The sequence below is a fragment of the Paenibacillus sp. 2TAB19 genome (assembly GCF_052115185.1).
Classification (GTDB): Bacteria; Bacillota; Bacilli; order Paenibacillales; family Paenibacillaceae; genus Pristimantibacillus.
Genome location: NZ_JBFRGE010000010.1, coordinates 96,659 through 116,082, shown reverse-complemented (window position 1 = coordinate 116,082; position 19,424 = coordinate 96,659). Strand labels below are relative to the sequence as shown.

Sequence of the window (19,424 nt, the reverse complement as noted above, 5' to 3'; positions counted from 1 at the left end):
AGACAGTCAGTCAGTCGACAGATTAATTACAGCAGCCCAGTGTATTCTTCAAATTTGGTCATTTAATAGAAGACTAGATCACTTGATCGATTGCACTGGCTGGATTCAACATGGAGAACCAGTCGATGCGCTGTCTCTCTAGATATCGTTTGTTAATTGCCGATAGCTTGGAATCTGTCCAGTATGGCTTGTCAGTGTCAGCGCCTTTCATAGAAAGGCAGAGGCTAAGCAAATGTACGAGTGGGGCACATGATTGGTCATAAGAAATATTGCGGCGATAACAATACTCGTCCAAATAGGATTGAGCGTATTTCAGGGAAAGTCCGTGAAAATGGTCATTCATCCATTTGAAAGCTGATTGAGCTAGTTGGGGCAGCGTTGCTGTGGAATTAGGAACATTTACATACCAGCGATTAATGGTGAGTTGTTCAAGTTCGGGATGGACATGATCTTTTATGAAAGCATCTTCCATTGAAGAAGAAAGCCGGTTGCGCGCAATGCCTTTTTCTTTTGCCAGTTTTATTTTGAAATAGGAAGAAGATTGGTTCGGTAATGTCCCGCTTGCTGCGATTGCTGCATGCTCCTTATTCTCGCCCACATATGTAGGATGCAATTGCTTCATATATACTTCTAACTTTGCCTCGACAAAACCGTTTAGGAGCGTACGCTCATCATACTCCGATATGGCAGCACGGACTTTGTTAAGCATGGACCAAGCCGTCTTATATGTCACTTGAATCAATTGCGCAAGCTGGACAGCATGAATTCCCTCCTTGCTTGTGGATACAAGGTAGAGAACCAAAAGCCACTTGCGAAGCGCTGTGCGGCTTTTGTTGAACACTGTGTTAGCTGTCAGGGTAGTCTGGTGTTTGCACTTTCTGCATTCAAATAAAGGCTGGTTCCGTGTCGTGATTGTGTATGCGGCAGAATGGCTGCATCGCGGGCAGCAAAAACCGTTAGGCCACTTCCATTCATATATAAATGACAAGCACTGCTGTTCAGTTGCAAAGCTCTGATTGAATTGATCTATGTAAGCCGTTAATGCCATTGAGAGCAACCCTCCTACCAATAAATGAGAACACGTGTTCTTATTTATTTTTATCAAAAAAGGAATAAATAAACAATAGCTGGTTTGCAATGAATATACGATTGATTCATTTAGATCACTCCTGAGTGAAGGGGAGAATGGACTAAAAGGAGAAAAACGAGGATGACGCACTGAACGGAAGAAAGGAAAGTGGAAGAGCTTGGCCGATGTTGACTAGATTGGAATTTGAAGCATAAGTAACGCCGTGGTGACAAATAATGAACGGGAAGACAGATTGTTCTGTCATGATGAACAGGCGGCGTTAATGAAGTAAGCCGCACGAGTGAAGGAGGATGAAGTGTTGTCAACGAAAAGCGCGGGCGGTCAAAAGTACAAAAAAATGTCGATGTCGCCTAAGGAATATCAGACATTCGCCAAGACGCGCGAGCCTTCCAGGTCGGTGTTCGCCAATTGCATTAGAGCTTTCATCATCGGCGGCTTGATCTGTGTGCTCGGGCAAGTCATTACGGAGATGTTCGTACATTTGATGGGAATGGAAAGGGAGGCCGCGGGCAATCCGACGGTAGCTGTGCTTATATTGTTGTCGGTTATATTGACGAGCATCGGCGTTTACGACAAGCTTGCGCAATGGGCTGGCGCCGGTTCGGCAGTTCCCGTTACAGGCTTTGCGAACTCGATGTGCTCTGCAGCGCTGGAGCATCGAAGCGAAGGCCTTGTGCTTGGCGTCGGAGCTAACATGTTCAAGCTGGCTGGCTCCGTTATTGTTTTTGGCGTTGTAGCCGCTTTTTTCGTCGGTATCGCACATCTCATTCTTGGAACTGGGGGGCAATAAGATGCTGCTCGGCAAACAATCCTGGAGGTTCGACAAACGCCCTGTCATTCTAGGCGCTGCTACTGTAGTCGGGCCCGATGAGGGCGACGGACCGCTTGCCGCCGACTTTGATCTAATACATCCCGAGCTTGATATGCAGCAAAAGAGCTGGGAGAAGGCGGAGCGCCTGCTGCTGGAGCAAGCGTCTGAATTCGCCATTCAGAACGCAGGCATCCAGCGTGACGATCTGCAGTATTATATCGGCGGCGATCTCATGAATCAAATTATTAGCAACAGCTTCGCGGCAAGATCGCTTGGCGTTCCTTATCTTGGCGTGTTCGGTGCTTGCTCGACATCGATGGAGTCGTTAGCGCTAACGGCGATGATTGTTAATGCAGGGGGGGCGCATTATGCGTTAGCAGGTACTTGCAGCCATAACTGTACGGCGGAGAAGCAGTTCCGGTATCCGACAGAATACGGGTCACAGAAGCCGCCAACAGCGCAGTACACCGTAACGGGGGCAGGCGCTGCGGTGATAGCCGCTAAGGGCGATGGCCCTGTTATCGAATGCGCGACGATTGGCAAAATCGTCGATCTCGGCATTAAAGATCCGTTCAATATGGGAGCAGCGATGGCACCGGCAGCGGTCGACACGATTCAGATGCATTTTAATGATACGGGACGAACGCCGAAGGACTATGATTTGATCGTAACCGGCGATCTTGCCGGAGTTGGTCATCCCATCGCGAAGGAGCTGCTTATCAAGGACGGGGTGCCGATGGACGATACGGTTTTCAGTGATTGCGGCCTTATGGTCTATGACGTGAAGCGGCAGAAGGTGCAAGCAGGCGGAAGCGGCTGCGGCTGCTCAGCTGTCGTCACCTACGGTCATCTGCTCAAGCGTCTTCGGCAAGGAGAGCTTAATCGGATATTGGTTGTGGCAACGGGCGCTTTGCTCTCTCCCTTATCGTTCCAGCAAGGCGAGAGCATTCCATGCATTGCGCATGCTGTCGCAATCTCGAACGGAGGTGATTAAGCGGTATGATTTTTTTGTGGGCATTCTTAGTTGGCGGAGCAATTTGTGTTGTTGGCCAAATTATGTTTGATGTGTTCAAGCTTACGCCGGCGCATACGATGGCGACATTGGTCGTAATCGGGGCGATCGTGGACGGATTCGACTTGTACGAGCCGCTTATAGCATTCGCGGGGGCAGGCGCAACCGTTCCTATTACGAGCTTCGGCAATGCGCTCGTCCATGGCGCATTGACAGAGCTTCATGATCAAGGCTGGATCGGCGTCATTTCCGGCATATTCAAGGTTACAAGCGCTGGTGTTTCCGCAGCGATAATATTTTCATTTCTGGCGTCGCTTGTCGTTAGGCCAAAAGGGTAACAATTGCAGACGAATAGATGTAGATTGGAGAGTCCTGTGGGATTCTCCAATTTTTTTTGGAGTGAAAAAATTTGTGCTTTCTAAAGGAATTACTGTAAAATAGTACTAGTGCTATATTCATACTTGTAACTTTCCGGGAGGTAATGAAATGGATATTCGTCCTGCTGACATGCAATTATGCTCTTCGATATTACGTAGCTTAGAATCTTGTATCCTGGGAAAACACGACGAGATTGAGAGATTGCTCATAGCCGTTATAGCTAGCGGACACGTATTACTGGAAGATGTACCTGGTACAGGAAAGACGCAATTAGTGAAAGCGTTAGCAAAAACAATCGGCGGTCAGTTTCGCAGAATTCAATGCAACCCCGATCTGCTGCCAACCGATATAACAGGCGTTTCCATCTATCATCCGAAGCAAGAAGCGTTTATATTCCGCCCAGGTCCCGTCATGGCGAATATTTTGCTTGCGGATGAAATAAATAGGGCAACGACCAAAACCCAATCCGCCTTGCTTGAAGYGATGGAGGAAGGTCATGTTACAGTTGACGGCGATACTTATGAGCTGCCTCAGCCATTCGTGCTGCTGGCTACACAAAATCCGATCGAGTTCGAAGGGACGTATTCGCTGCCGGAGGCCCAGCTTGACCGATTCATGATGAAGCTCTCGCTCGGTTACCCGAATCAGGAGGATGAACAGCGGATGGTGTTATCCGCAGAAGGCGTTCATCCTTCCGATCGTGTAGAGCAATTGATTAGCATGGAGGATATGATCCGGATTCAGAAGCAAGCGATGAGCGTTCATATTGACGATGCAGTCGGCAATTATTTAGTTCAACTCATTCGTAGTACGCGGGAGAATGCTAGCGTCATGTTAGGAGCTAGCCCGCGCGCGGCTATCGCCTTGGCGAGAGCGGCTAAAGCAAGCGCTTATATGAAGCAAAGACAATTCGTTACGCCTGACGATGTGAAGGAGCTTGCTCCTTATGTGCTTGCCCATCGAATATTGCTTCGCACGGAATCGCGGATGAACGGTCTTCGTCCGGAGGACGTTATTTCACAGGTGCTGCAGACTACGAAAGTGCCGGTCCGGCTAGAGCGTTAAGCCGATGTCAAGCGCGAGAACCTCGAAGAGGCGTTGGCAGTTAGTGACCGTTATTTATACCGTCAGCCTTTTTTATTTTTTGTTTCAAGGCGGCAAAACCGCATTTATGCTTTTTGTCATTCTTAATTTGCTGCTGCTTTATTTGCTCTTAGGCAAATGGAGCGGTATTAATCGGGTCGACGGCAGCAGAGCTTACGCAAGCCAAGGCACAGTTGCTATGGATCAATCGCTTGCTGCCGGCAGTTCGCTTGAGGTTAGCCTGAATGTAAAAATTCCCGGCATATACCCGTTGCCCTATGTAATCGTGAGGGATCGACTGCATCGCCATAACGGTCAAGCGCTTTCGTTCGAAACGTCATTTGTCCCGAATTGGAAGCGAGTTGGCAAAGTTGCTTATCAGACGCCGCCGCTTCAGCGGGGGGAATATCGTTTTGCAGGTACGGAATGCTTGACCTATGACGTCTTTGGGTTATTCGAACATGCGGGCCGTTTCGGCTCGGAGACGGTGTTCACGGTGCTCCCGCAGACGGTTCAGCTGCGGCGCTGGCAGGGCGTCCAGCGCGGCATACGCGGGCCTTACTCCCATGCGATCGCTTCTCGTTCGGCGAAGGAGACAACGCAAATTAACGGTGTTCGCGAATATCTGTACGGTGATCGGCTTTCTCGCGTGCATTGGAATGCTACAGCGAAGACGGGACAATGGAAGTCGAAAGCCTTCGAGCGCGAATCGCTGCCGCGTACGCTCGTCGTCCTTGATCGCAGTCCGGGTGCATATGGCGGAGAACTTCCTGATCGTTTCGAGCTTGCTGTCTCTACTGCCGCTTCGTTACTGGAGAACGGCCTGAAGGAGGATACGGCGATGGGCTTATTGTCCATCGGAGCGAGCATCACCATGGTGCCGCCTAAGTCAGGTATGGAGCAGCGGAATATGCTGATGCGTCATCTTACGTTCGTGGATGCTGACGCCACCTATTCACTCTACACCTCGCTTATGATGGCCGATCAAGCTATTGAGCCTGGCAGCTTCGCGGTCGTCATCACGCCTGATACCGGCCCAGATGTAGTGAAAAGCATGGAATGGCTCGCGCGCAAAGGGGTTACTCCTTGTTTGCTTCATATTGCTTCCTCGGTGGACTTGCTTAGCCATAATACGGCTTGGAAGCGAGTAATGGGCGAGAAGGGCTGGCAGGTTTACTCCATTCGTCAATTGCAGGAGCTTCCGGGCGTGTTGGAAGGAGGCGGAATTGCATGAGAAGACTATTCCGAGCAATCGGAGCCGGGCTTGCAGACCATTGGTACAGGAAACTGACTTTGTTATTCGTTACCTTAATGGTGTGGCAGACGATTTCGATATTCGAGGGCTTCTGGTGGGAAGAAACGTATACCATCGCTAGAGGTACGCTGCTGGCTAGCGCGATTGTCGGCATTATTATTCCTTATCGCTTCCATATTATTAAGCTAGTGCTGCAGATTGCAGCAGCTCTTATAATTACTGTGCGATTCACGCCAATGGAATGGCTTATCGCCAAGCCTGAGAACTTCGGGGATTGGCTCTGGTGGGCGCAAGCACATGCGGTTCAGCTGCATCCATTCATCTGGATTAGCGGAGCATTATTACTCATCCAGCTGCTCTTCGGTTTGTGGGTAACAACACGCACGCGCATGTTCGCTTTTCTTGGCGTAACGATAATGACATTAACGGTCGCTGATTCCTTCACACCGATTTGGTTGTGGGAAGAAGTTGGCATAGTCGTATTTGTAGGACTATTGTGGTTAGTAGCAGGTCATTWGCATCGCCTGCAGAAGGAGCATCCGAGCAGTTGGAGCGAGTTGATCGAATATCCGCTTCAATTAATATTGCCGATTGCGCTAGTTCTTGCGGTGCTTATGACCGTAGGGCTGAACATGCCGTCATTGTCTCCCATTCTTCAAGATCCGTATACGATTTGGAAGGAATCGAAAGGAGAGACCGTTCAAGTATTTCTCGGCGAGAAAGGCCTTGAGGCGGTTTCTCCGTTYGGCAAAGGTAATTCAAGCTCGGGTTATAGTCGAAATGACGAGCAGTTAGGCGGCGGATTCGACTTCGACTATTCGCCGATGATGACCGTTTCAACCTCGCATCGAAGCTATTGGCGGGGGGAAACCAAATCCGTCTATACAGGGGAAGGTTGGATCTCGACGGGTGAGGCTGAAGACGATGTCCGCATGCAAGACATTCTCCGCAAACAGGAATTGCCGCTTCGATATGAACGGCCTCTCGCAAAGACGATAGAGGTTAACCAAATCGTCACGATGGTGCGCAATGACGTCTATCCTGTTTTGTTCGCAGCCACACCTGTTAATAAAGTAAATTGGGTAGGCAGCGAAGAAACGACATTTCCCCGCAGCCTTGAGTGGCTAACCAGCTCTTGGGAGCTGCACTGGAGTGAAATGTATGGGGAAGCTTATCCGGAGACGTATTCGATTACATCACAAGTGACCGTTCTAGACGAGGATGGGTTAAGGAAAACCCATGCCGGCTGGAGTAATACGAACAATCCGATGTATTTGATGCTGCCTGACACGGTGCCTCAGCGCGTGCGAGATCTGGCTCAGGAAGTAACCGCAACGGCAACAAACGATTATGATAAAGCGAAGCTTCTCGTTGAATATTTGAGGCTTAACTTCAATTATAATAATAAGCCTGATTTATCCAAAGCAACGGGCAAAAGCAATGACTTCGTCGATACGTTCCTATTCGAGATTAAGGAAGGTTACTGCGATTATTTCTCTTCCGCGATGGCGGTGCTGTCACGAAGTCTCGATTTGCCTACACGATGGGTAAAAGGTTTCTCGCCGGGCTCGCTGCCGGCCAGCGCATTTGGCGGTCCTCCTGAGGAAATGATGGGGGAGGATGTAAATCCGAACGGTTCGGGTACTTACACGGTACGCAACTCGGATGCGCATTCTTGGGTCGAAATTTATTTTGAAGGTTATGGCTGGATTCCATTCGAGGCAACGGCCGGGTTCTCGTTCCCCTACACGCTTCCTGAGGAAGAAGTCGAAGCGTTGCCCGATATTAACATCGACGATTCCGGCAACGAGACGGTTACGAATGCGGATAACAACGGCATTCACCCTGCATGGCTATGGAGCTCGATTACATTGATCGTCGTGGCAGCGGCAGTGTGGATGATTGTTCGCCGCGATCGTTTGATGGGTGCATGGAGGAAGGTTCGTCATGGGGCATTCACGTCGAATGACCGTATTGTGCTAGAGACGCATAAGCTGCTTCGGATATGCAAGAAGCGGGGCATGGAACGCGAGGAGCATGAGACGATGCGCGAAGCGGTGCTGAGATGGTCGCAGAGCCAGAAACGGCTGCGCGACGACTTCAGATTCGTTCTGGACGGCTTCGAGCAAGCCAAATACAGCACGACGCTAGCATCGAATGATGAGGTCGATCGTTTCGTGAACAAGGTGAAATCGCTTATTGATCAGCTTAAATGACATAATACCGCTTGCCGACGCAATTCGGYGGCGGTTTTTTTTGCAACAAATTTGTATTGTATGGTATAGTTTCGTAAGATAGCAGGCAGAAAGCAGAGGGATTGAATATATGTTTGAACGGCTGTTGCCGAACATGCGCGTCAATACGGTCTATGATATTGACTTAGATGTGCTGCACGCGCAGGGTATACGCGGCATCATTACGGATTTGGATAATACGCTCGTCGGCGCGAAGGAAGCTTTGGCGACGCCAGAGCTTGTCACATGGCTGGACTATGTGCGCTCACGCGGCTTTAAAGTAGTTATTGTTTCTAATAATAATGAATCGCGGGTTGGAAAGTTTGCAACGCCGTTGCAAATTAAGTTCATCCATGCGGCGCGTAAGCCCGCTGCGAAAGCGTTTCGCAGAGCGCTCGGCGTTCTGGAGCTGCCCGCGGATGAGACGGTCGTAATCGGCGACCAGATGATGACGGATGTGCTTGGCGGCAACCGCATGGGGCTATTCACAATATTGGTCGCGGCTATATCGCCTTCCGACGAAGGGATTATGACGCGAGTCAACCGATTAATGGAACGGATTGCGCTCAGACAACTGCGCAAAAAAGGGTTATGGTACGAGGGGGATACAAAGTGAACGAACAACAACATAGCGAGACTGCAAGGTCTTGTGCAGGCTGCGGCGTCCAACTGCAATCGGAGCGCTCGGACTTGCCTGGATTTTTGCCGGAATCAGCCTTGCTTAGAGATCCAGTAATATGCCAGCGATGCTTCCGCATCCGCAATTATAATGAAGCATCGTCTGTGGCCGTTGATCAAGACGACTTCCTTCGATTGCTCAGCAGCATCGGTTCGACGGATAGTCTTGTCGTGCATATCGTCGATCTGTATGACTTCGAGGGCAGTCTGATTTCTGGCTTGCAGCGGTTTGTAGGCAACAATCCGGTATTGCTCGTCGTCAACAAGATCGACCTGCTGCCGAAAGCAATGAACGTGAACCGCCTACGCAATTGGGTGCAGAAGCAAGCAAAGGCTGAAGGTCTGCGTACGGTCGATGTAGTGTTATGCAGCGCGAAGCGCAACATGGGCTTCGAGCATGTCATCGATGCGCTTGACCGCTATCGCGGGGATCGTGATGTCTACGTTGTCGGAGCGACGAATGTAGGCAAGTCGACCTTGATCAATAGGCTTATTCGCGATTATAGCGATATGGAGAGAGAGCTTACAACTTCCCGTTATCCGGGGACTACGCTCGATGCTGTGCATATTCCGCTTGATGACGGCAAATCGATTATTGATACGCCAGGAATTGTATACTCGACTCGGATGACCGAGGTAGTGCCGCGCAGCTTCCTAGGATCCCTGCTGCCGGACAAGCCAATCAAACCGCTCGTGTACCAATTGAATTCCGGGCAATCGCTGTTTATCGGCAGCCTTGTGCGGTTCGATTTTGTCGAAGGTGAACGCCAGTCGTTTACGCTGTATATATCGAACGCTTTGAATGTGCATCGTACGAAGCTGGAGAGGGCTGACGCGCTCTATGAGGATCATCGCGGCGAGCTGCTTGGCGGTCCTACGCGTGATGAGCTGGAGGAGATTCCAGCGTGGACAAGACATTCGCTTCGTGTGCCTCGGGGTTCGAATAAAGACCTATTCATTTCCGGTCTAGGCTGGATTCAAGTGAATGGGACTAATGGAGCGCTGCTTGATCTCTATGCGCCGAAGGGCGTTAAAGTCATGCTGCGCGATTCGATGATTTAGGGAAAAGCGACGGAGGAGGGAACGGCGTTGACGATTGCAGGAGAGGGCAACCGGATAAACAGCCATACGACGCTATACGGCGTAATTGGTGATCCGATTCATCACTCGAAATCGCCGATTATGATGAATCGGGCTTTTCGCGAGACGGGGATCAACGGCGCTTATATGGCTTTTCATGTAACGAATGATCAGTTGAGCGGTTTTATCGCCGGCGTAAGAGCGATGGGCATTCGCGGGGTGAATGTGACGATCCCGCATAAGCTTGACGTAATGGAGTTATTGGACGAGATTGACGACGGCGCAAGAACGCTTGGCGCCGTTAATACGATCGTTAATAATAACGGCCGATTGATTGGTTATAATACGGACGGGATTGGTTATGTACGTTCATTGAAGGAAGAAGCGGTCAGCACGCTTGAAGGCAAACGAATCGTCGTGATTGGCGCAGGCGGAGCCGCGCGCGGTCTCGTCTATGCGTTGTCCGGCGAGAAGCCAGGACGAATGACGATTGTCAATCGATCGGTCTCTAAGGCAGCCGAACTCGCCGAAACGTTCAGCAGCCGCGCCGATATTGCAGCCATGCCGCTGGAAAGCTTGAAGGATGCGTGCCAGGATGCGGACATTGTCATTAATACGACGATGATCGGTATGTATCCGAACACGGACGCAAGCCCTCTTGATGCTTCATGGCTTAATGAAGGTACGGTTGTAAGCGATATTGTATACAATCCGCTGAAGACAAAGCTGTTGCAAGAAGCAGAGGAGCGGGGCTGTATCATACACGGCGGGCTGGGCATGTTCATATATCAAGGAGCGTACGCTTTTGAATATTGGACAGGAAAGCCTGCACCGACCGCTGCAATGCGCGAAGTTGTTATGGATGCGCTGCTCGGTCAAGCCTAAGTTAGTTTTATCCAATACGATATAGATGAATGAAAGAAGGAAATAATAGATGCTTACAGGTAAACAAAAAAGGTATTTAAGATCATTGGCTCATCACTTGACGCCAATCTTCCAAGTGGGGAAGGGCGGTACAAACGATCATCTCGTTCGCCATATTGTAGAAGCGATTGAGTTTCGCGAGCTAATTAAAGTATCTGTGTTGAACAACTGTCTGGACGATCCGAAGGAAATCGGCGCCGAGATCGCGCAAGCGTCAGGGGCAGAGCTTGTGCAAGTGATCGGCAAAACGATCGTGCTATACAAAGAGTCGAAAGACAACAAACAAATCGAGCTTCCTAGAGCGACATCGAAATAAATCGCATAACCGCGATACAAAGTAAACCTATGCAAGGAGGTCGCTCTCGTGAGCAAGATCGGAATAATGGGCGGCACGTTCGATCCGATTCATACCGGCCACTTGCTTGCAGCGGAGAAGGCTCGCGAGCAATGCGGTCTTCAGGAAGTGTGGTTCATTCCTTCCTATATGCCTCCGCTCAAGGCCAATGAGCCCGGTGTGAGCAGCGAGCATCGCTACGGGATGGTCGAAGCCGCAGTTGCGACGAATGATTCATTCCGCGTGCTTGATATTGAGCTTATGCGCGGAGGAGTAAGCTACTCCTTTGATACGGTCAGCGATCTAATGAATCGATATCCTGGTCATTCCTTCTCTTATATTATCGGCTCAGATCGAATTAATGATTTGTGCAAATGGTATCGGATCGAGGAGTTGGCAGAACTCGTGACGTTCATTGGGCTGGAGCGGCCGAGCGAAGAGGTTCAGTTCGATCAGCTGCCGTCCTTCTTGAAGCAAAGGCTGACGATCGTCGAAATGCCGCCGATCGGCATATCTTCTACAGATATCCGCAATCGGCTAAGCGCTGGACAATCGATCCAATATATGGTGCCGGATACGGTGTACGACTATATAAGGAGGCACGGCTTATATGAATCGTGAGCAAATGATTGAGTCGGTCCGCGCTCAAATGCCTGAACGCAGWTGGCTGCATACGGTTGGCGTCATGGAGACATCGATTATATTAGCGAACCGCTTCGGCGAAGATCCGGTACGGGCCGAGCTTGCCGCTATTTTGCATGATGTCGCCAAATATTGGGCGACGGATCGGATGGAGACGGTCATCCGTGAGCGGGGGCTGCCTTCTATCTTATTGGCCTATGACAAAGAGCTGTGGCATGCCCCGGTGGGCGCATGGGTTGCAGAGCATGAATATGGCATCGACGATGTGGAAGTGTTGGACGCTATTCGCTATCATACATCGGGACGCAGAGGCATGACGAAGATGGATAAGGTCGTATGTCTTGCTGATTATATGGAACCGGGAAGGGACTTCCCTGGTGTAGATAAAATACGCGAGCTAAGTGAGCAGGACCTCGACAAAGCGTTAGTTGCAGGCTTCGACTCTACGATCTCCTTCCTGCTTCAGAAGAACAGGCGCATCTTTCCGCTAACGATTGAAGCGAGAAACGCATTATTGGAATCATATATTTAAAGGAGGCTGAGCAATGGCGGTACATTCAGATGAGTTGCTTCAAATTACGGTTGCGGCTGCAGAAGACAAAAAGGCGGTTAGAATCGTTGCTTTGAACTTGAAGGAAATTTCGTTAGTTGCCGATTATTTTGTAATCTGCAGCGGCAATTCCGATACGCAGGTGCAAGCGATCACAACGGAAATTCGCAAACAAGCGGAGAAAAACGGCGTGCGTGTGCGAGGTATTGAAGGTGCAGATTCGGCGAGATGGGTTTTGATTGACCTTGGCGACGTTGTCGTACACGTCTTCCATCGCGATGAGCGCGATTACTATAATATCGAGCGGTTATGGTCCGATGCGAAGGTTGTGGAATTTGCATGACCCTAAAAGCCGGGACGATTGAAAAATTAAGGGTGGCACGCGAAGTGTCGCCCTACGGTTATTTTCTAACTAACGGAGAAGACGATGTGCTGCTCCATTACACTGAGCTCGTAGGCAAGAAGCCGAAGCTTGATGATGAGATTGATGCTTTCATTTATTACGATTCCGAGGATCGGCTAGCCGCAACGATGAAGCGTCCTTATATGCTGTTAGGCGAGCTTGCTCGTCTTAAGGTTGCTGACGTTCATCCGAAGCTTGGCTGTTTCCTGGAGATGGGCCTCGGCAGACAATTGCTGTTGCCTTTGTCTGAGTTGCCGGAGAGTGTTGACTACCGGCCGCTGCCGGGCGACGAAGTATTTGTCGTTATGAAGCACGACAAGATTGGCAGGCTCGTGGCGAAGATCGCATACGAGGAAGAATTGTCCAAGCTTGTCTTTCCGGCTCCGACGACATGGAATAATCAATGGGTAKAGGGCTGGGTGTCCAAGACGCTGCAGCTTGGCTCCTTCGTCATCGTGGACGGCGGCGTCATTGGTTTCGGCGCCTATGGGCTTATACCTAGTTCGGAACGGACGAAGCCGCTCCGCCTTGGCGAGCGCGTGAGAGCGCGCGTGACTTTCATCCGCGAGGATGGACGGGTTAATCTGTCAATGGCTCAGCGCAAGGAGATTGGGCGTCTGGAGGATGCGGACCGCATACTTGCGTTCATGAAGGAACGTCCGAACGGCGGCATGCCGTACTCGGATGAGACGGAAGCCGATATTATTAAGCTGAAGTTCGGCATCAGCAAAGGGGCGTTCAAGCGCGCGATCGGCAAGCTAATGCGTGAAGGCTTAGTAACGCAGAAGGGAAGCTGGACCTATCTCGTGCCAACAGCTGAAGCTGCACCTGCTTCCGATGAAGCAGAAGGAGATGAAGGCTAGTGGCGCGTTCGTACGGGCAGTTCGCTACCGTATACGATCAATTGATGGAGGACATGCCGTATGCGGAATGGCTCGGATTCGCTAGAGCGAGCTGGGTACGCTACGGAATGCCGTCGACGGTTGTCGATCTTGGCTGCGGTACTGGCAGCTTATCGATTCCGCTGGCTAGATCGGGGTTCCACGTCTACGGCATAGACTTATCCGCAGATATGCTCTCCGTTGCGCGCAACAAGTGGGATGAGACTCCCCAGCAGGCCGTTAGGCCGCGTGCGGGAACGATTCGGTGGCTTCAACAGGATATGCGCGGCTGGGAGCTTCCGGAGCCCGTGGACGCGGTCATATCGTTCTGCGATTGCTTGAACTACTTGACGGAAGAGAGCGACGTTGAGAAAGCGTTCCGTGCCACTTACGCCGGGCTGCGTCCAGGAGGCGTCTTCTTGTTCGATGTTCATCCGCCGAAGCAATTCATTCGTTATGCGGAGGAGCAGCCGTTCGTGTTGGACGAGCGGGACGTGGCTTACATATGGACATGCGACTTCGAGGAGAAGCGATGCGAGATCGAGCATAACTTGACGATCTTCGCGCGCGATTCGGATTCGCGGTTCAATCGGTTCGAGGAAACGCATGTGCAGCGCGCGTACGAGCCGGACTGGATCGAGGCAGCTCTTCGCCGAGCGGGCTTTAAGACCGTGGATCGTTACGCCGACTTCCAGCTTCAGCCTGCGAGCAGCGAGTCTGAACGGCTCTTCTTCGCGGCAGTGAAATCATAAAACTTGAATAGTACAGAGGGATTGCAACGATGTGTCGTCACGGCGACATCATGGGGCGATCCCTTTTTTGAAAAAGGAGATGTAACTCATGTCTTACTTAAATGTTCCTTTCTCGATCAAAGGCTTGCAGCTTAACAATTCGATCGTTATGGCGCCGATGTGCCAATATTCCGTTACGGAGAAGGATGGCAAGCCGAATGACTGGCATTATGTTCATTACTTATCGCGGGCAGTCGGCGGTACGGGCTTGATCCTTATGGAGATGACCGATGTCGAGCCGGATGGCCGGATTACGGATCAAGATCTTGGCTTATGGTCGGATGAGCAAATACCGGCATTCAAACGAATCATCGATGGCGTTCATAGCCATGGCAGCAAGATCGGCATCCAAATTGCTCATGCAGGGCGCAAGGCGCTTGATGCAGAAGTGCCAGTCGGTCCATCCGAACTGCCGTACGATTCGAAATCGAAGAAGCCGCGTGCATTGACCACAGGCGAAGTGAAGGAAATGGTCGTGAAGTTCCGCGAGGCGGTTCGCCGGGCGATAGCTGCGGGTGTCGATACGATCGAGCTGCACGGGGCGCACGGTTACCTGATCCATCAATTTCATTCGCCGGGCATCAACAATCGCACCGATGAATATGGCAAGCAGTTGTCCCTATTCGGCGTCGAGGTCATTCGCGCGGTCAAGAGCGTAATGCCTTCCGATATGCCGCTCATCATGCGGATCTCCGCTGTCGAGTACATGGATGGGGGATACGAACTGGATCACAGCATTGCGATTGCCAAAGATTATATGTCCGCCGGCGTAGATGTATTTCATGTCTCATCGGGAGGCGACGGGCCGATCGGCGAGAGGAAGCCTGGTAACTTCCCAGGTTATCAACTGCCTCTCGCCAAAGCGTACAGAGAGGCGCTCTCCGTGCCCGTCATTGCTGTCGGCCAACTCGAAGACCCGATTGTTGCGGATGCCGCGATCGAAAGCGGAGACGCCGATCTGATCGCGGTAGCAAGGGGCATGCTAAGGGACCCGTATTGGGCGACTCATGCGATTCAGGCTGTCGGCCATAAACCGGAATTGCCCGAACAGTACAAGAGAGCTTACTGAAACACAAGTTGGAAAGATTATAATGGGAATCCCGGTCATGCGGCCGGGATTTTAGTTTGCGATGATTCTCATAGGGGCAACACAACATCTAGGGTGAGGGTCGTAGTTTCTTGTCGAATGCTGTCCGTGGAACGAGAAGGATATAGGAGCACTACATATTGAACGATTCATACCTCTTGGACGACGTTATTTACTCCCGAAGAGCATCCTTTAGCCGGCTGTTCATTCCTTGCGCCGATGGCGAGCGGCGGACGGCGTCAGCTTTCAATTTGCGATTTTCGAGCTTTAATTTTTCATTTTCGCGTTCCAAATTGTCTATATAAGCGAGCAATTCAGGCACCTCGTAACCGGCATCCCGGAATAATGCAGACACACAATCGCGTAGTGGCGCGGGTTCTCTTGATTCGTCCATATTGACCTCCAAAATAACTATAAAATGTCACTATCCCATCATATCCGCATCTGTTAAAATAGTCGAGTGCCTTAAAAATAGAGATTAATAGTTTCTCCATATTTTGCATTGACTCAACCTATATCTTGATGTAAAATCAAGAACATCAACTACATATTGATGTATATAGGTGCCTTCAAAGGACGAGCATTAGCAAATCTTGATTAAGCGCATCTGACGAAACCGCAGTCAGAGAGCGCTTTTTGATTGCTAAAATTCTAGTAGGGAGCGAGTCGCAATGCTAGTCGTATATGATTCAAAAACAGGCAATGTCAAGCGATTTATTAACAAATTGAATATGCGGGCAATGCCAATTGATGAGGAAAAACCGGTAGAAGAGCCCTTTGTTCTCGTCACGTATACGACAGGATTTGGACAAGTGCCCGAGAAGGTATCTTCTTTCTTAAAACGCAACTTCGAGCACCTTCGCGGTGTCTCGGCGAGCGGCAATCGAAATTGGGGTGCGGGCTTCGCTAAGAGCGCGGACACGATTTCACAGATGTACGATGTACCCGTTATATTGAAATTTGAATTATCCGGTACGAGTCAAGATACTGAGCATTTTGTCGAAAGGGTGCGAACTATTGAAGCATATTGAATTGAACAACGAATTGATGCAACGCGGCGCAGACGGTTTCTATCAGCTCGAGAAGGATAAAGAGGCAGTAGCCGCTTTTATGGCGGAGGTAGAAGAGAAGAGCGTGAAGTTTGATTCGCTTCGTCATAAGCTGGACTATTTAATCGAGAACGACTATTACGACAATGTGTTCGACAAATATACATACGATCAGGTGGAGGCCGTATTTACGCTGACAGCAAGCAGCGGCTTCGAATTCCAATCGTACATGGCAGCAGGACTACGCGATGAAGACGAACAACAAAGCGCAATATTTGGAGCAATACTCCGATCGTGTAGCGATCGTAGCTCTGCACCTTGGAGAAGGCGACGCAGCCCGAGCGCTTCGCATCGCTGAAGCGATGATCGAGCAGCGCTTGCAGCCGGCAACGCCGACGTTCCTGAACGCGGGCAAGAGCCGCCGCGGCGAAATGGTTTCCTGCTTCCTGCTGGAAATGGACGACTCGCTTAACTCAATCAACTACGTGCTTGGCACTTGTATGCAGCTCTCCAAAATCGGCGGCGGCGTTGCCGTCAACCTATCGAAGCTGCGCGGACGCGGCGAACCGATCAAAGGCGTAGAGGGCGCAGCGAAAGGCATTATGCCTGTGCTTAAGCTGATGGAGGATGCTTTCTCTTACGCGGACCAAATGGGCCAACGCAAAGGCTCCGGCGCCGGTTACTATAATATTTTCGGCTGGGACGTTATCGAATTCCTCGATTGCAAAAAAATTAACGCCGACGAGAAAACAAGGATCAAAACGTTGTCGATCGGCCTTATTATACCGAACAAGTTCTACGAGCTTGCAGCTACCAACAGACCGCTAGTCGTATTCGGACCGCATTCCGTACAGAAAGCGTACGGCAAGCACTTGGACGATCTCGATATGGACGAGATGTATGAAGAGCTTCTTGCGAATGACAAAGTAACGAAAAAAACCGTAATGAACGCACGCGACATGTTGACGAAAATTGCTTCGATTCAGCTTGAATCGGGTTACCCATACATCATGAACAAGTCGAACGCGAACAAAATCCACGCTTTGAAGGATATCGGTTCGATCAAAATGTCCAATCTTTGCACGGAAATTTTCCAGCTGCAGGAGACTTCGGAAATCAACGACTACGGCTATGACGATGTCATTCAGCGCGACATTAGCTGCAATCTGGCATCTCTCAATATTGTGAACGTAATGGAACGCAAGAAGCTGAAGGAATCGGTTCATGTGGGCATCGAAGCGTTGACGACGGTTAGCGACTTGTCCAAAATCGACAATGCGCCAGGCGTACGCAAAGCGAACGAAGAGCTGCACTCCGTCGGTCTCGGAGCGATGAACCTGAACGGCTACTTGGCGAAAAACAAAATTGCTTACGAGAGCGAAGAAGCGAAAGACTTCGCCGGCGTGTTCTTCATGATGATGAACTACTACTCGATCGAGCAAAGCATGCTGATCGCGAAGGAACGCTGCACGACTTTCAAAGACTTCGAACGTTCGGAATATGCGAAGGGCACTTACTTCACGCGTTATATCGAGAACGACTTCCGTCCGAAGACAGCGCGTGTAGCGGAACTGTTCGATGGTATGGAAATCCCGTCGCCGCAAGACTGGGCAGCGCTTAAGGAGCAAGTACAGAAGTTTGGTTTGTTCCATGCTTACCGCCTTGCAATTGCTCCTACACAAAGTATCTCGTATATTCAAAACGCGACTTCGAGCGTTATGCCGATCGTTGAGCATATCGAGACGCGTACGTATGCGAACTCGACTACGTATTATCCAATGCCTTATTTGGCGCAGGAGAACTACTTCTACTACAAATCGGCTTACAATATCGATCAGTTCAAGCTGATTGACCTGATTGCCGAAATCGGACAACACGTCGACCAAGGTATTTCGACTGTCCTGCATGTTAACAGCAACGTAACTACTCGTGAGCTGGCGCGCTTCTATGTATATGCTGCGCAGAAGGGGCTCAAATCGCTCTACTATACGAGAACGAAGCGTCTTTCCGTTGAGGAATGCACAAGCTGCGCCGTATAAGACCCATTATATCGTTGCTTACGTAGCAAAGAAGGAGCTCACCTAATGAAAGCAGTAAACTGGAACCGCCCGGACGACGATTTTACGCTGACGTTCTGGCAGCAAAATGTAATGCAATTTTGGACGGACGAAGAAATTCCGTTATCGGATGATAAAATGGACTGGATGGACATGACGGACGACGAGCGCATGCTGTATAAAAACGTGCTCGGCGGTCTGACGTTGCTCGATACGATTCAAGGCGGCGTAGGCATGCCGAAGATTCTTGAGCATGTGGAAGGCTTGCAGCGCAAAGCGGTGCTGTCGTTCATGTCGATGATGGAGCAAATCCATGCAAAGTCATACAGCAGCATCTTCACAACGCTGGCATCCAACGAGGAGATCGACGGGATCTTCAAGTGGGTGGAATCGAATGAACAGCTTCAGAAAAAAGCGAATCTGATCGCTTCGTGGTACTCCAACATTACAGGCCCGAAAGAGCTGTACAAAGCAATGGCCGCATCTGTATTTTTGGAAAGCTACTTGTTCTATAGCGGCTTCTTCTATCCGTTGTACCTCGCTGGTCAAGGCAAAATGACGAGCAGCGGCGAGATCATCGACTTGATCCTCCGCGACGAGAGTATCCACGGCTTGTACGTAGGCGTACTTGCACAAGAGCTGTACCAAACGTTCAGCGTAGAAGAGCAGAAGCAACTGCACACTGAACTAATTGCGCTTCTAGTTGAGCTGTACGAGAACGAAGTTGAATACACAAACCATCTGTACAGTCCGCTTGGGCTGCAGGATGAAGTGAATACGTACGTTCGCTACAATGCCAACAAAGCGCTTATGAACCTAGGATTTGAGCCATATTTCCCTGAAGAGCCGGTCAACCCGATCGTGTTCAACGGAATTAGCACGCATACGAAGCAGCATGACTTTTTCTCCAAAAAAGGCAACGGCTATGTTCGTACGATCCATGTCGAGCCGCTTAACGACGACGACTTCGTGTTCAACTTCTAAATACATGCAAGATAAGAGAGCATCAGGCCATTGCKGGCGGGTGCTCTCTTTGTTTTTGGACTTGTCCGCATAGATTGTGAGGCGCAGGGATAATCTCTAGT

20 protein-coding genes and 1 pseudogene are annotated in these 19,424 nt (G+C 50.3%); 19 read left to right on the top strand and 2 right to left on the bottom strand.

Features of this window, described 5'->3' with window-relative positions; all coding sequences use genetic code 11:
- Window positions 1–73: 73 nt before the first annotated feature.
- Window positions 74–1,048, bottom strand: a complete 975-nt coding sequence (locus AB4Z33_RS06995) for a transposase (protein WP_442049233.1) — start codon at window positions 1,046–1,048, stop codon at window positions 74–76.
- 340 nt (window positions 1,049–1,388) lie between these two features.
- Here AB4Z33_RS06995 and spoVAC point away from each other — a divergent pair, with 340 nt between their 5' ends.
- The 16 genes from spoVAC to AB4Z33_RS06915 all read left to right on the top strand — a co-directional run bounded on the left by spoVAC (window position 1,389) and on the right by AB4Z33_RS06915 (window position 15,215).
- Window positions 1,389–1,880 carry a stage V sporulation protein AC gene (spoVAC, locus tag AB4Z33_RS06990; RefSeq protein WP_442049232.1) on the top strand — a complete coding sequence of 164 codons (492 nt, stop codon included), beginning with the start codon at window positions 1,389–1,391 and terminating at the stop codon, window positions 1,878–1,880.
- A 1-nt stretch (window position 1,881) separates the two neighbouring features.
- A complete protein-coding gene (gene spoVAD, locus AB4Z33_RS06985) occupies window positions 1,882–2,895 on the top strand; it encodes a stage V sporulation protein AD (RefSeq protein ID WP_442049231.1) in 1,014 nt (337 codons plus the stop codon).
- A 5-nt stretch (window positions 2,896–2,900) separates the two neighbouring features.
- Window positions 2,901–3,251 (top strand): stage V sporulation protein AE, encoded by a 351-nt coding sequence (spoVAE, locus tag AB4Z33_RS06980; protein WP_442049230.1) that lies wholly within the window; start codon window positions 2,901–2,903, stop codon window positions 3,249–3,251.
- Window positions 3,252–3,399: 148 nt separating this feature from the next.
- A complete protein-coding gene (locus AB4Z33_RS06975; protein WP_442049229.1) occupies window positions 3,400–4,356 on the top strand; it encodes an AAA family ATPase in 957 nt (318 codons plus the stop codon).
- A gap of 43 nt (window positions 4,357–4,399) precedes the next feature.
- On the top strand, window positions 4,400–5,608 hold the full coding sequence (locus AB4Z33_RS06970; protein ID WP_442049228.1) for a DUF58 domain-containing protein: 1,209 nt from the start codon (window positions 4,400–4,402) through the stop codon (window positions 5,606–5,608).
- Window positions 5,605–7,845 carry a DUF4129 domain-containing transglutaminase family protein gene (locus AB4Z33_RS06965; protein ID WP_442049227.1) on the top strand — a complete coding sequence of 747 codons (2,241 nt, stop codon included), beginning with the start codon at window positions 5,605–5,607 and terminating at the stop codon, window positions 7,843–7,845. Before AB4Z33_RS06970 ends, AB4Z33_RS06965 begins: the two co-directional genes overlap by 4 nt.
- Before the next feature lie 109 nt (window positions 7,846–7,954).
- Window positions 7,955–8,479, top strand: a complete 525-nt coding sequence (locus AB4Z33_RS06960; protein WP_442049226.1) for a YqeG family HAD IIIA-type phosphatase — start codon at window positions 7,955–7,957, stop codon at window positions 8,477–8,479.
- A complete protein-coding gene (gene yqeH / locus AB4Z33_RS06955) occupies window positions 8,476–9,603 on the top strand; it encodes a ribosome biogenesis GTPase YqeH (protein WP_442049225.1) in 1,128 nt (375 codons plus the stop codon). The genes AB4Z33_RS06960 and yqeH overlap by 4 nt, the downstream gene beginning before the upstream one ends.
- A 27-nt stretch (window positions 9,604–9,630) precedes the next feature.
- Window positions 9,631–10,506 carry a shikimate dehydrogenase gene (locus AB4Z33_RS06950; protein ID WP_442049224.1) on the top strand — a complete coding sequence of 292 codons (876 nt, stop codon included), beginning with the start codon at window positions 9,631–9,633 and terminating at the stop codon, window positions 10,504–10,506.
- A gap of 49 nt (window positions 10,507–10,555) precedes the next feature.
- Window positions 10,556–10,861, top strand: coding sequence for a ribosome assembly RNA-binding protein YhbY (gene yhbY, locus AB4Z33_RS06945; protein ID WP_442049223.1), 306 nt, complete (start codon window positions 10,556–10,558; stop codon window positions 10,859–10,861).
- A gap of 48 nt (window positions 10,862–10,909) precedes the next feature.
- Complete coding sequence (locus AB4Z33_RS06940) at window positions 10,910–11,500, top strand: nicotinate-nucleotide adenylyltransferase (RefSeq protein WP_442049222.1); 591 nt, start codon at window positions 10,910–10,912, stop codon at window positions 11,498–11,500.
- Window positions 11,490–12,053, top strand: a complete 564-nt coding sequence (yqeK, locus tag AB4Z33_RS06935; protein ID WP_442049221.1) for a bis(5'-nucleosyl)-tetraphosphatase (symmetrical) YqeK — start codon at window positions 11,490–11,492, stop codon at window positions 12,051–12,053. The genes AB4Z33_RS06940 and yqeK overlap by 11 nt, the downstream gene beginning before the upstream one ends.
- 13 nt (window positions 12,054–12,066) lie before the next feature.
- Complete coding sequence (gene rsfS, locus AB4Z33_RS06930; protein WP_337098481.1) at window positions 12,067–12,414, top strand: ribosome silencing factor; 348 nt, start codon at window positions 12,067–12,069, stop codon at window positions 12,412–12,414.
- Window positions 12,411–13,337, top strand: coding sequence for a CvfB family protein (locus tag AB4Z33_RS06925; protein WP_442049220.1), 927 nt, complete (start codon window positions 12,411–12,413; stop codon window positions 13,335–13,337). Before rsfS ends, AB4Z33_RS06925 begins: the two co-directional genes overlap by 4 nt.
- Window positions 13,338–13,381: 44 nt before the next feature.
- Window positions 13,382–14,107, top strand: coding sequence for a class I SAM-dependent DNA methyltransferase (locus AB4Z33_RS06920; protein WP_442049244.1), 726 nt, complete (start codon window positions 13,382–13,384; stop codon window positions 14,105–14,107).
- Between the two features lie 88 nt (window positions 14,108–14,195).
- Window positions 14,196–15,215 (top strand): NADH:flavin oxidoreductase/NADH oxidase, encoded by a 1,020-nt coding sequence (locus AB4Z33_RS06915; RefSeq protein WP_442049219.1) that lies wholly within the window; start codon window positions 14,196–14,198, stop codon window positions 15,213–15,215.
- Between the two features lie 190 nt (window positions 15,216–15,405).
- On the opposite strand, the gene AB4Z33_RS06910 is transcribed toward AB4Z33_RS06915, so the two are convergent.
- Window positions 15,406–15,588 carry a hypothetical protein gene (locus AB4Z33_RS06910; RefSeq protein ID WP_442049218.1) on the bottom strand — a complete coding sequence of 61 codons (183 nt, stop codon included), beginning with the start codon at window positions 15,586–15,588 and terminating at the stop codon, window positions 15,406–15,408.
- A gap of 316 nt (window positions 15,589–15,904) precedes the next feature.
- On the opposite strand from AB4Z33_RS06910, the gene nrdI reads away from it, so the two are divergent.
- From nrdI to nrdF, 3 genes and pseudogenes are all read left to right on the top strand, one after another.
- Window positions 15,905–16,264: a class Ib ribonucleoside-diphosphate reductase assembly flavoprotein NrdI gene (nrdI, locus tag AB4Z33_RS06905; RefSeq protein ID WP_442049217.1), complete on the top strand. Its 360-nt coding sequence runs from the start codon at window positions 15,905–15,907 to the stop codon at window positions 16,262–16,264.
- Window positions 16,251–18,321, top strand: a pseudogene (gene nrdE, locus AB4Z33_RS06900) (class 1b ribonucleoside-diphosphate reductase subunit alpha). Before nrdI ends, nrdE begins: the two are co-directional and overlap by 14 nt.
- Window positions 18,322–18,366: 45 nt before the next feature.
- Window positions 18,367–19,323, top strand: a complete 957-nt coding sequence (gene nrdF, locus AB4Z33_RS06895; RefSeq protein WP_442049216.1) for a class 1b ribonucleoside-diphosphate reductase subunit beta — start codon at window positions 18,367–18,369, stop codon at window positions 19,321–19,323.
- The last annotated feature ends 101 nt before the right edge of the window (window positions 19,324–19,424 follow it).